This is a genomic window from Streptomyces sp. NPDC006463 (assembly GCF_042870715.1).
In the GTDB taxonomy this organism is placed as follows: Bacteria; Actinomycetota; Actinomycetes; order Streptomycetales; family Streptomycetaceae; genus Streptomyces.
Genome location: NZ_JBIAHP010000004.1, coordinates 116,905 through 130,546, shown reverse-complemented (window position 1 = coordinate 130,546; position 13,642 = coordinate 116,905). Strand labels below are relative to the sequence as shown.

The window sequence follows — 13,642 nt, the reverse complement described above, 5'->3', positions numbered from 1 at the left end:
GCGGGCCCCTGGCCCACTTCTCCACGCCCAGGGCCGACGCCCGCGCCAGGCGGCGTCAAGCCGGAGTGACCGGGAGGACGTCCGGGGAGAGGGCGCCCGCCTGGGCCGCGGCCGAGGTCATGCGGCGGCGGTGGTGGCGGCGGCACAGGACCTCGTAGCCGATCTCCTCGGCCGGGCGGTTCACGTCGCCGACCACGACCTGGGCGCCCTCGACGACCATCTCCCCGCCCACCGTACGGGCGTTGTGCGTGGCGCGGGCACCACACCAGCACAGGGCTTCGACCTGGAGCTGTTCGAGGCGGTCCGCCAGCTCGATCAGCCGCTGCGAACCGGGGAAGAGCTTGGTGCGGAAGTCCGTGGTGATGCCGAAGGCGAAGACGTCCAGCCCGAGGTCGTCGACGATCCGGGCCAGCTGGTCGATCTGGGCGGGCGTCAGGAACTGCGCCTCGTCCACGATCACGTAGTCCGCCTTGCCGCCCTTGGAGAGCTGGGCGACCAGGTACGCGTACAGGTCCATGCCCTCCGGCGCCTCGACCGCCTCCGTCACCAGGCCGAGGCGGGACGACAGCTTGCCCTCGCCCGCCCGGTCGTCACGGGTGAAGATCACGCCCTGGAGCCCCCGCGCGTCACGGTTGTGGGCGATCTGGAGCGCCAGAGTGCTCTTTCCGCAGTCCATCGTTCCGGAGAAGAACACCAGCTCGGGCATGGGAAGTACGGGACCTTTCCGGTCGTGGGCAGGAGGGGGAAGACAGGGAGGAGGGTCGGTCAGGTGCGGATTTCGAGCAGCGGGACGAGCTGCTCGGCCGCGGTCATGGAACCGTGCATTCCGACGAGCGCGGACTCGTTGGGCTCGTTGCGCGAGGCGGTGATCGCGACATCCGCCTGGGCGGCGGCCACGACGTCGCCGATCCGGCCGAGCACGCGCTCGTCGCACTCCCCCGGCGGCCCGAACCAGCCCAGCTCCAGGGCCTCTTCGCGGCTCGCGACCCAGAACCGGTCGCCGAGCACCTCGCGCCACACGGTCAGCACGTCGGCCTCGGCCCCCGGCACGGCGTACACGTGCCGGGCCCGGCCCTCGCCGCCGAGCAGGGCCACGCCCGCGCCCAGCTCCCAGTCCTCGTCGAAGTCGATCCGGGAGTCCTCGTCGAAGGGGACGTCGACCATGCCGTGGTCCGCTGTCACGTACAGGGCGGTGCGCGGCGGCAGTTGCTCGGCGAGGCGCTGGACGAGCCGGTCGACCAGCATCAGCTGGCCGCGCCATGCGTCGGAGTCCACGCCGTGGCGGTGGCCGGCCCCGTCGAGCTCGCTGAAGTACGTGTACACGAGCGAGCGGTCGCCGGCCGCGAGCTGGATCGCCGCGAGGTCCATCCGGTCCTCGCCGGTCATCCGGCCGTGGAAGGTGCCGCCGGACAGCGCGATCTTGGTGAGCGGGGTGGTCTGGAACGCGGGCGAGGACACCTGGGCGGTGTGCACGCCGGCCTTGTCGGCCAGCTGGAAGACGGTCGGGTACGGCTGCCAGGGCTTGGGCGCGGTCCACGGCTGCCAGCGGAGCTGGTTCATCAGCTCGCCGGTGGCCGGGTTGCGCACGGCGTAGCCGGGCAGGCCGTGACGGGCGGGCGGCAGGCCGGTGCCCACCGAGGCCAGCGAGGTGGCGGTGGTCGCCGGGAAGCCCGCGGTGATCGGGCGGCCGGTGCCGCCGCGCGAGCCCGCGAGCAGGGAGGTGAGGTACGGAGCCTCGTCCGGGTGGGCCTTTATCTGCTCCCAGCCCATGCCGTCGACCAGGAAGACGCAGTTCCGGTCGGCCGGGGTCAGCTCCGCGATGGAGGCGGTGAAGCCGGGGACGCCCTGGCCGGCCACGAGGGTGGGCAGCAGGTCGGCGAGCGAGCCGACGCCGTACTCGGGGACGGGCGCGGCCGCGAGATCCAGCAGCTCCGGCTCGTCCGCCCAGTTCTGCGCGGCGGGGTACGCCATCAGCGGGCGGAGGTGGACGTGGAGGTGGCCGCCGTCGCCTCGCTGAGGGCCTGCGCGAAGACCAGGGTCTGGCGCACCGCCTCCGGGCCGTCGCCCGCCTCGCTGACCCGCAGGCTGAGGTCGTCGGCGGTGGAGTTGCCGGTGTAGCCGTGGTCGGAGTCGCAGTTCGGGTCGCCGCAGGCGGCCGGCTCCAGGTCGATCCGGGAGACCGCGCCCCAGCCGATGGTCAGGACGACCTCGCGGGGCAGGGTGCCGGGGGTGTAGGACTCCGGGTTCGCGACGACGCGGCTGAGGACCACGGAGGAGATGCTGGAGAGCTTGACCGACTCGGTGGAGGTGGTCGCGTACGGGGACGGGGACCCGGCGTCGGCGGCCTGCTCGTCGGTGTGGCTGACGATGAAGCGGTTTCCGGTCAGGACCAGCACGGTGACGTGGCGGCGCACCTCGTTGGAGTCGAAGGTCGTCTCCTGGTGGACCAGGTACGACGAAATCGGCTCGCCGCCCACCGCGGCCTCCACGGCCTCGGCCACGAGGGCCGGGTAGTAGCCGCTGCGCTCGATCGCCGTGCGCAGCCCCTGGGTCGTCGTACCGGATTTCGCCATGAGGTCCATCCTAAGGCCCGCACGGGGCGCCCCGGCCTCTCCGTACGCGCTCAGTAACTGGGGAGGGTCCGCGGTCCGAGGTCGCCGCGGGCGGGCGGGTGCGCGACGCGGACGGTGGCGCTCAGCACGGACAGTCCCTCGGTGGCGACGACCACGGGCTCCAGGGAGACGTCGATCACCTCGGGGTGGTCGTCCACGAGGCGGGACAGGCGCAGGAGCAGCTCCTCCAGGGCGGGGGTGTCGACGGCGGCGCTGCCCCGCCAGCCGAACAGGAGGGGTGCGGTCCGGATGGACCGGATCAGCCCGGCGGCGTCCCGGTCGGTGGCCGGGACCAGGCGGTGGGCGGTGTCCCCGAGCAGCTCGGAGGCGACGCCGGCGAGCCCGAAAGAGAGGACGGCGCCCGCGGCCGGGTCGATGACGGAACGGACGACCGTGTCGACCCCGCGGGGCACCATCGCCTGGACCACCGGCTGGAGCTCCGAGGGCTTGCCCAGCAGGCCGGTGAGGTCCTCGTACGAGAGCCTCAGCTCGGCCTCGTTCCTGAGGTCGAGCCGTACGCCGCCCAGGTCGGCGCGGTGGCGCAGGTGCGGGGCGGTGGTCTTGAGGGCGACCGGGTAGCCCAGTATCCCGGCGGCCCGGACGGCCGCGTCGGGGGTGGGCGCCGGCAGGGCGTGCAGGACGCGGATCCCGTACCGCCCGAGGAGCTCGCGGGCGTCCCACTCGGCCAGGGTGAGCACGGCTCCGCCGTCGACGTCGGCGAGCAGCCGGGCCAGCTGGGCGGCGGCGCCGGGCTCGTCGATGTCCTCGTACTCGGGGACGTGGCCGGCCTCGGCGGCGGCCCGCCGCCACTGTCCGTACCGGACGGCTTCGGCGATGGCGCGCACGGCCCGCTCGGCGGCGGGATAGCTGGGGATCCGGTCCTCCCCCGCGGCGCCGGCCTCGCCGGCGGCGCCGGCGCGGGGCCGGGGGCGGAGGCCCGGTTCGGGCAGGGGCGCGGCGGGTGCGGGGCCCCGCGTGGCGGACAGCGCGTCCACCAGTTCGCCGAGCTCCACGTGCACCACGGCGACGGGCTTGCCCGGCACCTCGGCCACGGCCTCGCGCAGGGAATCGGCCAGGTCGTCGGCGAGCGCGTGCTCGCTCACCCAGGGAATGGCGGTGACCACCACCGCGTCGCAGTCGTCGGAGGCCAGCGCCGAGACCAGCGCCGCGCGGAAGTCCGCGGGCGAGGCCGCCGTCGTCAGGTCGAGCGGCGGCAGCGGCCGCAGCCCCTGGGCCAGGCAGGCGTCGTACGTGAGGACCCCGAGCGACTCGGAGTTGCCGAGGATCGCGATCCGGGGCCCGGCGGGCAGCGGCTGCGCGGCCAGCAGGAGGCCGACGTCCACCAGCTCCGTCACCGTGTCGACCCGGATCACGCCCGCCTGCCGCAGCAGGTCGGAGACGGTGGCATCGGGCAGCCGGGTGCCCGGGACCACGTGCCCTGCCGGGGTGTGGCGGCCGCCCCTGGCGACGACCACCGGCTTCTCGGCCGCGGTCCGGCGGGCGAGGCGGGTGAACTTCCGCGGGTTGCCCAGGGTTTCCAGGTACATCAGGGCGACGTCGGTCGCCTCGTCGTCGTACCAGTACTGAAGGATGTCGTTGCCGGAGACGTCCGCCCGGTTCCCCGCGGAGACGAAGGAGGACAGGCCCTCGCCACGCCGGAGCAGGGCGGAGAGCAGCGCGATCCCGATCGCCCCCGACTGCGTGAACAGGCCGATCCGGCCCCGCATCGGCATCGGCGCGGGCGTCAGCGAGGCGTTGAGCTCCACCTCGGGCGCGGTGTTGATCACCCCGTAGGCGTTCGGACCGATGAGCCGCATCCCGTAGGAGCGCACCTGGCGCACCAGTTCGCGCTGGCGGGCGAGTCCGGCCGGGCCGCTCTCCCCGTATCCGGCGGACAGCACCACGAGCCCCTGCACCCCGTGTTCGCCGCAGGCCGCCACGACCTCGGGCACCCGGTCCGCGGGAACCGCGATCACCGCGAGGTCGACGGGGGCGCCGATGGCATCGATCGTGCGGTAGGCCCGCACGCCGTCGAGCAGGTCGAGGCCGACCTGCTCGTTGACGGCGTAGAGGTGGCCGTGGAAGCCGCTGTCGCGCAGGTTGCGCAGCGCGGCGGCGCCCACGCCCGCGCCGGAGCGGCTGACTCCGATCACCGCGACCGAGCCGGGGGCCAGCAGCCGCTGCACCGAGCGGGCCTCGGCGCGCTGTTCGCGGGCGCGCTGCACGGCGAGGGACTCGGCGGTGGGTTCGAGGTCGAGGGTGAGGTGGACGGATCCGTCCTCGAAGCTGCGCTTCTGCTGGTAGCCGACGTCCGTGAACACCTTGATCATCTTGGTGTTTGCGGGAAGCACCTCGGCGGCGAACCGGCGGATGCCGCGCTCGCGGGCCACCGCGCCGATGTGTTCGAGCAGCGCGGAGGCCACTCCGCGGCCCTGGTGGGCGTCCTGGACGAGGAAGGCGACCTCGGCCTCGTCGGCGGGGGCGGTGGCGGGTCGACCGTCGGGGCCGATGCGGTCGTAGCGGACGGTGCCGATGAACTCCCCGCCGATGGTCGCCGCGAGGCCGACCCGGTCCACGTAGTCGTGATGCGTGAACCGGTGCACGTCGCGGTCGGAGAGCCGGGGGTAGGGAGCGAAGAAGCGGTAGTACTTCGACTCGTCGGAGACCTGCTCGTAGAAGCTGACCAGCCGGCCCGCGTCCGCGGTGGTGATGGGCCTGATCCGGGCGGTTCCGCCGTCGCGCAGGACGACGTCCGCTTCCCAGTGGGCCGGGTACGAGGGGTCCGACTCGGTGGTCATGGGCCTACCTTACGGCCGGGAACGGCCCGGCAGCGCTCGCGCGGCGCATTAGGCAGGCTGGGGCAAAACGGTGCAAGCTGGGGAAGGTCGAACGGCGGGAGATCCGGGCGGGAGGCCGGTCGGAGCATTCCGGGCGTCGTGAGAGACTGGTCTAGACAACCGTAAGAACCTGAAGGGCATCACCATGGCAGAGCGCCGCGTCAACGTCGGCTGGGCCGAGGGCCTGCACGCTCGTCCCGCCTCGATCTTCGTCCGTGCGACGACCGCTTCCGGCGTCCCGGTGACCATCGCCAAGGCCGGCGGCGACCCCGTCAACGCCGCTTCCATGCTGGCGGTTCTGGGCCTGGGCGCCCAGGGCGGCGAGGAGATCGTCCTCGCCTCCGAGGCCGACGGCGCGGAGGTCGCGCTGGACCGCCTCGCGAAGCTGGTCGCCGAGGGTCTCGAGGAGCTCCCCGAGACCGTCTGACCCTTCGGGTTCGAACCACGCGCTGCACCCGCCGGAGCCGCGGCCCCCACCACCCCGGGGCCGCGGCTCCGGCGTTCGCGGGTTCACCCGGCTCCACCCGGGGTCACGGAATACGGCCGCGCGAAACACGGCAGCGCGGGGGCACGGCGAATTCGGCGCCACGGAAATGCGGGCAGCCCGGGAATGCTCCGGCCCGGAAAAATGTACCGGCGCAGGAATTCGACTCCACGGGAATTCGGCGCGCAACAAATTCATGCGACCCGGAGATCCCGGCGGCACCCGGATAGGTCCCTTTGTATACGGGCCCTGTTAATGCCGGCCGCTCGCCATGTTTACGGCAGGTTGCGAAGTGCTCACCGTCGGCCGGAGCCGCGGCCGGTGCGCGGCGCTCGCCCGGTCGGCGTGGATCGCCGTCAGCGTCCGGGCCCGCTCCGCGTCCCCGCGCGCCACCGCGTCCACGATCGCCCCGTGCTCCGCCCATGACTCCACCGGCCGGGCCGGCGCCTCCACCACGTACATCCACGCCACCTTGTGCCGCATCTGCGTGAGCAGGGTGATCAGCCCGGGGCTCCCGGAGGCCTGCGCGAGCGTCTCGTGGAACCAGCTGCCCAGGGACCGCAGATCCTCGCCCTGGCCCCGCCTGGCCCGCTCCTGGCCCAGCCTCACCAGCCCGCGCAGCACCTTGAGGTGGGCCTCGGTGCGGCGCCGGGCCGCCCTGGCGGCCGCCAGGGGCTCCAGCAGCATCCGCACCTCCAGGAGGTCGGTGGCCTCCTGCTCGGTCGGCTCGGCCACACAGGCGCCCGCGTGGCGCCGCGTGGTCACGAACCCCTCGGACTCCAGGGTCCGCAGCGCCTCACGGACCGGGACGCGCGAGACGCCGTACCGGCGGGCCAGTACTTCCTCGGTCAGCCTGCCGCCAGGTTCGAAGACCCCGGAGACGATGTCGTCGCGGATTGCCGTGCATACCGCGTGCGCAGGAATACGCAAGACCGAACCTCCGCTATTTCCGACTGCCGCGCCCATTGGACATGCGCGTGCGCAACTCGACTCTATTGCAACACACGATAATTTCCGAGAGCGCTCGGAAATGCGAAACATTTACCCGGCGGAGCAGCACGAAGGCCCCGGCTCGGGAGCCGGGGCCTTCGGTGAAGCGGTGCGGTGCGGTGCGCGTCAGAGGCTGACGTCGTGCGAGCGCAGGTACGCGATCGGGTCGATGTCCGAACCGTAGCTGGCACCGGTGCGGGCCTCGAAGTGCAGGTGCGGGCCGCTGGAGTTGCCCGTGGAGCCCGACAGGCCGATCTGCTCGCCCGGGGTGACCTGCTCGCCGACGGAGACGCTCAGCGAGGACATGTGCCCGTACTGGGTGTACGTACCGTCGTTGTGCTTGATGACGACGTTGTTGCCGTACGCGCCGCCCCAGCCGGCCTCGACCACGACGCCGGCGCCCACCGCGTGGACGGAGGTGCCGGAGGCGGCGTGGAAGTCGATGCCGGTGTGGCTGCCGGAGGACCACATGCCGCCGCCCGCCTTGTACTGCGTGCTGACGTACGAGCCGTCGACCGGGGCGACGAAGGTGTTGAGGCGCTTGCGCTCCTCCTCGCGGGCCGCGCGCTCGGCGGCTTCGCGCTCGGCCTTCGCCTTGGCCTCGGCGAGGCGCTTGGCCTCGGCGGCCCGCTGCTTGGCGTCGGCCTCGGCCTGCGCCTGGGCGGCCGCGTGCTCGGCGGCCCGGTGCTGGGACGCGGCCTGGTTCTGGATGTCGTCCTGGAGGTCCTCGGCGACGACCACGGCGCCGAGAGCGTTGTCCTGGGTCGACTGGTGGTGGTCGCTGTTGTCCGCGGCGAAGGCCGGAGCGGCGAGGGAGCCGACGACACCAGTGGTGGCGAGGGCGGCTATGCCGGCGTAGCCGGCGGTCTTGCGGCTCAGACGGCTGGAACCACGGTGCTTACCGGAGCCGGCGGGACGACTGCCAAACGCCATGAAGGGGCTGATCCTTTCCTTCCTTCTCGCCTACCGGGTTAGCTGACGGGTTCGGAGCAGGAAGGTCTCCTACGGGCCCCCTCTTGCGAGGCGGTCCGATTCACCCCAGGGACACATGTGGGTCCCCGGCTCCCCAGGCTCGCGCCTGACGGGGACTCGGCGATCGCTGCCCGGTGCCGCGGATGCGACGAGTACAACTGACGGACAGCACAGGTGACGCTAGGCGGATCATCAGTCAATCGCCAAACAGACACGCCTTTTTGTTGCGTACGCCACACCACATAAAAGCAACCTCACCATCAAACGGACAAAAGGGCCCCGGCGGACATGCCCGCCAGGGCCCTTCGTGGATCGGCCAGTCGACCGACGGCTGCCGTCAGTTGGTGACGACGCTCACCTCGCCGATCCCGAGCGCGCGCACCGGCGCCTCGATCTGCGCGGCGTCTCCGACCAGGATGGTGACCAGCCGGTCCGCCGGGAATGCCTTCACGACCGCCGAAGTGGCCTCCACCGTCCCGGTTTCGGCCAGCTGCGCGTACAACTGCGCCTGGTAGTCGTCCGGCAGCTCCTGCTCGACCTGGTCCGCGAGGGTTCCGGCGACCGAGGCCGCCGTCTCGAACTTCAGCGGGGCCACGCCCACCAAGTTCTGCACCGCCACGTCCCGTTCGGCATCGGTCAGGCCGCCCTCCGCGAGGGTGCGCAGCACCTTCCAGAGGTCCTCCAGCGCCGGGCCGGTGTTCGGGGTGTCCACCGAGCCGCTGATGGCGAGCATCGAGGCGCCCTTGCCGTCGGCGGTCGAGCGCAGCACCTGGCCGAAGGCGCGCACGCCGTAGGTGTACCCCTTCTCCTCGCGCAGCACCTTGTCCAGGCGGGAGGTCAGCGTGCCGCCCAGGCAGTACGTGCCGAGCACCTGCGCCGCCCAGACCCGTTCGTGCCGGTCCGGCCCGATCCGGCCGATCAGCAGCTGCGTCTGGACCGCGCCCGGCCGGTCCACGATGACCACGCGGCCGGTGTCGTCGGCGGTCACCGGCGGCACCGGGAGGGGGTCGGCGGCGCCGCCCGTCCAGGCGCCCAGGGTGTCCGCGAGAACGGCGTCCAGGTCGATGCCGGTCAGGTCGCCGACGACCACCGCGGTGGCCGTGGCGGGGCGTACGTGGGCCTCGTAGAAGGCGCGTACGGCCGCGGAGTCGATCCGCGCGACCGTCTCCTCGGTGCCCTGGCGCGGGCGGGACATCCGCAGGGAGGCCGGGAACAGCTCCTTGGAGAGCTGCTTGGCGGCGCGGCGCTGCGGGTTGGCCAGCTCGTGCGGGATCTCGTCGAGCCGGTTGCGCACCAGGCGGTCGACCTCGGCGTCGGCGAAGGCCGGCGCGCGCAGGGCCTCGGCGAGCAGGCCGAGCGCCTTGGGCAGCCGGGAGGCCGGGACCTCCAGGGAGACCCGCAGGCCCGGGTGGTCGGCGTGCGCGTCGAGGGTGGCGCCGCAGCGCTCCAGCTCGGCCGCGAACTCCTCGGCGGAGTGCTTGTCGGTGCCCTCGGACAGGGCGCGGGCCATGATGGTGGCCACGCCGTCCAGGCCCTCGGGCTCGGCGTCCAGCGGAGCGGCGAGGTTGACCTCGACCGCGATGACCTGCTGGCCCGGGCGGTGGCAGCGCAGCAGGGTCAGGCCGTTGGCCAGGACCGAGCGGTCGGGGGCCGGGAAGGCCCACGGCTGCGGTTCCCCGGCCTGCGGGCGCGGGTGGAAGGTCATCGTGACGGCTGCGGTGTCGCTCACTGCTCCGCCCCTTCGTTCTCGTTCGCGTCGTTCTCGTCGGACTCGTCGGCGTCCGCGCCGATCGGCTCGTAGACCAGGACGGCGCGGTTGTCCGGGCGCAGCCGGGCCGCGGCCACGGCCTGCACTTCCTCGGCGGTGACGGCGAGGACGCGCTGGACGGCGGTCAGGGCCAGCTGCGGGTCGCCGAAGAGCACCGCGAAGCGGCACAGTTCGTCGGCGCGGCCCGCGACCGTGCTCAGCCGGTCCAGCCACTCCCGCTCCAGCTGCGCCTGGGCGCGCTCCATCTCCTCGGCCGTCGGGCCCTCGGCGGCGAACCGCGCGAGCTCCTCGTCCACGGCCGCTTCGATGTCGGGCACCTCGACCCCGCCGGACGTCTTGACGTCCAGCCAGCCCAGGGAGGGCGCGCCGGCCAGGCGCAGCATGCCGAAGCCCGCCGCGACGGCCGTCTGGTCACGGCGTACCAGGCGGTTGTGGAGCCTGGAGGACTCGCCGCCGCCCAGGACGGTCAGCGCCACGTCGGCGGCGTCGCACTCGCGGGTGCCGTCGTGCGGGAGCCGGTAGGCGGCCATCAGGGCGCGCGCCGGGACCTCCTCGACGATCTCCTCGCGCAGCTCCCGGCCGATGACGTCGGGCAGCGAGCCCTCACGGGGCGGCTGCTTGCCGTCGTGCGCGGGGATGGTGCCGAAGTACTTCTCGATCCAGGCGAGCGTGCGCTCCGGGTCGATGTCGCCGACCACCGACAGCACCGCGTTGTTGGGCGCGTAGTACGTACGGAAGAAGGCGCGCGCGTCCTCCAGGGACGCGGCGTCCAGATCGGCCATGGATCCGATCGGCGTGTGGTGGTACGGGTGGCCCTCGGGGTACGCGAGGGCGGTCAGCTTCTCGAAGGCCGTGCCGTACGGGACGTTGTCGTACCGCTGGCGGCGCTCGTTCTTGACGACGTCGCGCTGGTTCTCCATGGACTCGTCGTCCAGGGCGGCCAACAGCGAGCCCATGCGGTCCGCCTCCAGCCACAGCGCGAGCTCCAGCTGGTGGGTCGGCATGGTCTCGAAGTAGTTGGTGCGCTCGAAGCTGGTGGTGCCGTTCAGGGAGCCGCCGGCACCCTGGACGAGCTCGAAGTGCCCGTTGCCCGGTACGCTCGCCGAGCCCTGGAACATCAGGTGCTCGAAGAGGTGAGCCAGGCCGGTTCGCCCCTTGACTTCGTGGCGCGAGCCGACGTCGTACCAGAGGCAGACCGCGGCGACCGGGGTCAGGTGGTCCTCGGAAAGCACCACGCGCAAGCCGTTGGCCAGCCGGTGTTCGGTCGCTGTCAGGCCGCCGGAGCCGGCCTGGGCTGTGGCCGTGTGACCCATGGGCATGTGGTCCCTTCGATCGCGATGCAGAGATTTCTGTCAGACCTGCCACTGTATGCAAGCGCGTCGGCCGCCGGATAAGTTCCCGGGTCACACCCTGGGTCGGAGTCGGCGTTGTCGGAGCCTCGGGCCACAATGGTCCGCGTCAGACCCCCAGCACACTCATTCTTGGTTAAGGAGCCGCGCAGCGATGGCCCGCCGCAGCACGAAGACCCCGCCGCCGGAGGATTTCGAGGAGAAGATCCTCGACATCGACGTCGTCGACGAAATGCAGGGCTCCTTCCTCGAGTACGCGTACTCGGTGATCTACTCCCGTGCCCTGCCCGACGCCCGGGACGGCATGAAGCCGGTGCACCGCCGCATCGTGTACCAGATGAACGAGATGGGTCTGCGCCCCGACCGCGGGTACGTGAAGTGCGCCCGCGTCGTCGGCGAGGTCATGGGCAAGCTCCACCCGCACGGTGACGCGTCGATCTACGACGCCCTCGTGCGCATGGCCCAGCCGTTCTCGATGCGGCTGCCGCTGGTCGACGGCCACGGCAACTTCGGTTCGCTCGGCAACGACGACCCGCCGGCCGCGATGCGTTACACCGAGTGCAAGATGGCCGACGCCACGTCGCTGATGACGGAGTCGATCGACGAGGACACCGTCGACTTCACCGCCAACTACGACGGCCAGGAGCGGGAGCCGGTCGCGCTGCCCGCCGCGTACCCGAACCTGCTGGTCAACGGCGCGTCCGGGATCGCGGTCGGCATGGCCACCAACATGCCCCCGCACAACCTCGGCGAGGTCATCGCCGCCGCCCGCCACCTGATCCGCTACCCGCACGCGGACCTGGAGGCGCTGATGCGCTTCGTGCCGGGTCCCGACCTGCCCACGGGCGGCCGGATCGTCGGGCTCTCGGGCATCAAGGACGCCTACGAGAACGGCCGCGGCACCTTCAAGATCCGCGCGACGGTGGCGGTGGAGAACGTGACGGCGCGCCGCAAGGGCCTCGTCGTCACGGAACTGCCCTTCACGGTCGGCCCCGAGAAGGTCATCGCGAAGATCAAGGACCTGGTCGGTTCGAAGAAGCTCCAGGGCATCGCGGACGTCAAGGACCTCACCGACCGCTCGCACGGCCTGCGCCTGGTCATCGAGATCAAGAACGGCTTCCACCCGGAGGCCGTCCTGGAGCAGCTGTACAAGCTGACGCCGATGGAGGAGTCCTTCGGCATCAACAACGTGGCCCTCGTGGACGGGCAGCCGCTGACGCTCGGCCTCAAGGAGCTGCTGGAGGTCTACCTGGACCACCGCTTCGAGGTCGTCCGGCGGCGCAGCGAGTTCCGCCGCACCAAGCGCCGCGACCGCCTGCACCTGGTCGAGGGCCTGCTGGTGGCGCTCATCGACATCGACGAGGTCATCCGGCTCATCCGGGACAGCGAGAACTCCGCGCAGGCCAAGGCCCGGCTGATGGAGCGGTTCTCGCTGAGCGAGATCCAGACCCAGTACATCCTGGACACCCCGCTGCGCCGGCTCACCAAGTTCGACCGGATCGAGCTGGAGTCCGAGCGCGACCGGCTGACCGGCGAGATCGACGAGCTGACCGGGATCCTGGAGTCCGACACCGAGCTGCGCAAGCTCGTCTCCGCGGAACTGGCGGCGGTCGCGAAGAAGTTCGGCACCGAGCGGCGTACGGTCCTGCTGGAGTCGGCGGGCACGGCGGTCGCGGCGGTTCCGCTGGAGGTCGCGGACGATCCCTGCCGCGTACTGCTGTCCTCGACGGGCCTGCTGGCCCGCACCGTGACCGGTGAGCCGCTGGCGGAGGCCGACGGCAAGCGCGCCAAGCACGACCTCATCGTCTCGCAGGTCCTGGCGACGGCGCGGGCCGAGGTGGGCGTGGTGACCTCCGCGGGACGCCTGCTGCGGCTGTCCGTGATCGACCTGCCGCAGCTGCCGGACACGGCGGCCGCACCGGCCCTGGCGGGCGGAGCCCCGATCACGGAGTTCCTGACCGGCCTGGAGGCGGACGAGAAGGTGATCTGCCTGACCTCGCTGGACGAGTCCTCGCAGGGCCTGGCGCTCGGCACCGAGCAGGGCGTGGTCAAGCGCGTCGTGCCGGACTACCCGGCCAACAAGGACGAGCTGGAGGTCATCACCCTCAAGGACGGCGACCGGATCGTCGGCGCGGTCGAGCTGCGCACGGGTGAGGAGGACCTGGTCTTCCTCACCGACGACGCCCAGCTGCTGCGCTACCCGGCGGGCCAGGTGCGCCCGCAGGGCCGCCCGGCGGGCGGTATGGCGGGCATCAAGCTCTCCGAGAACGCCAAGGTGATCCACTTCTCGGCCGTCGACCCGGCCCGGGACGCGATGGTGTTCACGGTGGCGGGCTCGCACGGGACGCTGGACGACTCGGTGCTGTCCGCGAAGCTGACCCCCTTCGACCAGTACCCGCGCAAGGGCCGGGCCACCGGCGGCGTGCGCTGCCAGCGGTTCCTGAAGGGCGAGGACGTGCTGGTACTGGCCTGGGCGGGCAATTCCCCGGTCCGGGCGGCGTCGGCGAACGGCACTCCGGCCGAGCTGCCGGCCGTGGACCCGCGCCGGGACGGCTCGGGGACCGCGCTGCCCGCGGCCGTCGCGGCGCTGGCGGGAGCCGCGCTGTAGGACGTACGACGCCATTCAGGTG

General features: G+C 72.2%; 10 protein-coding genes and 1 riboswitch. Of the genes, 2 read left to right on the top strand and 8 right to left on the bottom strand.

All coding sequences use genetic code 11. The features are described 5' to 3' along the window. Positions 1-55: 55 nt before the first annotated feature. The 4 genes from ACFYOB_RS09765 to ACFYOB_RS09750 are packed head-to-tail and all read right to left on the bottom strand — an operon-like array spanning position 56 to position 5,410. A complete protein-coding gene (locus tag ACFYOB_RS09765; RefSeq protein WP_388557074.1) occupies positions 56-706 on the bottom strand; it encodes a thymidine kinase in 651 nt (216 codons plus the stop codon). A gap of 59 nt (positions 707-765) precedes the next feature. Next, positions 766-1,971 carry an alkaline phosphatase family protein gene (locus ACFYOB_RS09760; RefSeq protein ID WP_388557071.1) on the bottom strand — a complete coding sequence of 402 codons (1,206 nt, stop codon included), beginning with the start codon at positions 1,969-1,971 and terminating at the stop codon, positions 766-768. Then, on the bottom strand, positions 1,971-2,573 hold the full coding sequence (locus tag ACFYOB_RS09755; RefSeq protein ID WP_328928050.1) for a DUF5998 family protein: 603 nt from the start codon (positions 2,571-2,573) through the stop codon (positions 1,971-1,973). Before ACFYOB_RS09755 ends, ACFYOB_RS09760 begins: the two co-directional genes overlap by 1 nt. Positions 2,574-2,623: 50 nt before the next feature. Continuing rightward, positions 2,624-5,410, bottom strand: a complete 2,787-nt coding sequence (locus ACFYOB_RS09750) for a GNAT family N-acetyltransferase (protein WP_388557065.1) — start codon at positions 5,408-5,410, stop codon at positions 2,624-2,626. A gap of 184 nt (positions 5,411-5,594) precedes the next feature. Between ACFYOB_RS09750 and ACFYOB_RS09745 the strand changes: the two genes are divergently transcribed. Beyond that, on the top strand, positions 5,595-5,876 hold the full coding sequence (locus tag ACFYOB_RS09745; protein WP_328928048.1) for an HPr family phosphocarrier protein: 282 nt from the start codon (positions 5,595-5,597) through the stop codon (positions 5,874-5,876). A gap of 309 nt (positions 5,877-6,185) precedes the next feature. Here the strand turns inward: ACFYOB_RS09745 and ACFYOB_RS09740 are convergent, their stop codons facing one another. The 4 genes from ACFYOB_RS09740 to ACFYOB_RS09725 all read right to left on the bottom strand — a co-directional run bounded on the left by ACFYOB_RS09740 (position 6,186) and on the right by ACFYOB_RS09725 (position 10,976). After that, the gene (locus ACFYOB_RS09740) at positions 6,186-6,863 is read right to left on the bottom strand and encodes a GntR family transcriptional regulator (protein WP_388557062.1); all 678 of its coding nucleotides are present in this window, start codon (positions 6,861-6,863) and stop codon (positions 6,186-6,188) included. A 186-nt stretch (positions 6,864-7,049) separates the two neighbouring features. Then, the gene (locus ACFYOB_RS09735) at positions 7,050-7,856 is read right to left on the bottom strand and encodes a M23 family metallopeptidase (protein WP_388557059.1); all 807 of its coding nucleotides are present in this window, start codon (positions 7,854-7,856) and stop codon (positions 7,050-7,052) included. A 13-nt stretch (positions 7,857-7,869) separates the two neighbouring features. Beyond that, positions 7,870-8,028: riboswitch (cyclic di-AMP (ydaO/yuaA leader) on the bottom strand. A 204-nt stretch (positions 8,029-8,232) separates the two neighbouring features. Further along, positions 8,233-9,600, bottom strand: coding sequence for a M16 family metallopeptidase (locus ACFYOB_RS09730; protein ID WP_388557677.1), 1,368 nt, complete (start codon positions 9,598-9,600; stop codon positions 8,233-8,235). Positions 9,601-9,620: 20 nt separating this feature from the next. Continuing rightward, positions 9,621-10,976, bottom strand: coding sequence for a M16 family metallopeptidase (locus ACFYOB_RS09725; RefSeq protein ID WP_388557056.1), 1,356 nt, complete (start codon positions 10,974-10,976; stop codon positions 9,621-9,623). 190 nt (positions 10,977-11,166) lie between these two features. Between ACFYOB_RS09725 and ACFYOB_RS09720 the strand changes: the two genes are divergently transcribed. After that, a complete protein-coding gene (locus ACFYOB_RS09720) occupies positions 11,167-13,620 on the top strand; it encodes a DNA topoisomerase (ATP-hydrolyzing) subunit A (protein ID WP_388557053.1) in 2,454 nt (817 codons plus the stop codon). The last annotated feature ends 22 nt before the right edge of the window (positions 13,621-13,642 follow it).

What these genes read in the sequence shown, in the direction of transcription:
- ACFYOB_RS09750 (WP_388557065.1), bottom strand. Translation starts at nt 5,410, where the DNA reads ATGACCACCGAGTCGGACCCCTCGTACCCGGCCCACTGGGAAGCGGAC.
- ACFYOB_RS09735 (WP_388557059.1), bottom strand. Translation starts at nt 7,856, where the DNA reads ATGGCGTTTGGCAGTCGTCCCGCCGGCTCCGGTAAGCACCGTGGTTCC.
- ACFYOB_RS09765 (WP_388557074.1), bottom strand. Translation starts at nt 706, where the DNA reads ATGCCCGAGCTGGTGTTCTTCTCCGGAACGATGGACTGCGGAAAGAGC.
- ACFYOB_RS09760 (WP_388557071.1), bottom strand. Translation starts at nt 1,971, where the DNA reads ATGGCGTACCCCGCCGCGCAGAACTGGGCGGACGAGCCGGAGCTGCTG.
- ACFYOB_RS09755 (WP_328928050.1), bottom strand. Translation starts at nt 2,573, where the DNA reads ATGGCGAAATCCGGTACGACGACCCAGGGGCTGCGCACGGCGATCGAG.
- ACFYOB_RS09725 (WP_388557056.1), bottom strand. Translation starts at nt 10,976, where the DNA reads ATGGGTCACACGGCCACAGCCCAGGCCGGCTCCGGCGGCCTGACAGCG.
- ACFYOB_RS09745 (WP_328928048.1), top strand. Translation starts at nt 5,595, where the DNA reads ATGGCAGAGCGCCGCGTCAACGTCGGCTGGGCCGAGGGCCTGCACGCT.
- ACFYOB_RS09720 (WP_388557053.1), top strand. Translation starts at nt 11,167, where the DNA reads ATGGCCCGCCGCAGCACGAAGACCCCGCCGCCGGAGGATTTCGAGGAG.
- ACFYOB_RS09730 (WP_388557677.1), bottom strand. Translation starts at nt 9,600, where the DNA reads ATGACCTTCCACCCGCGCCCGCAGGCCGGGGAACCGCAGCCGTGGGCC.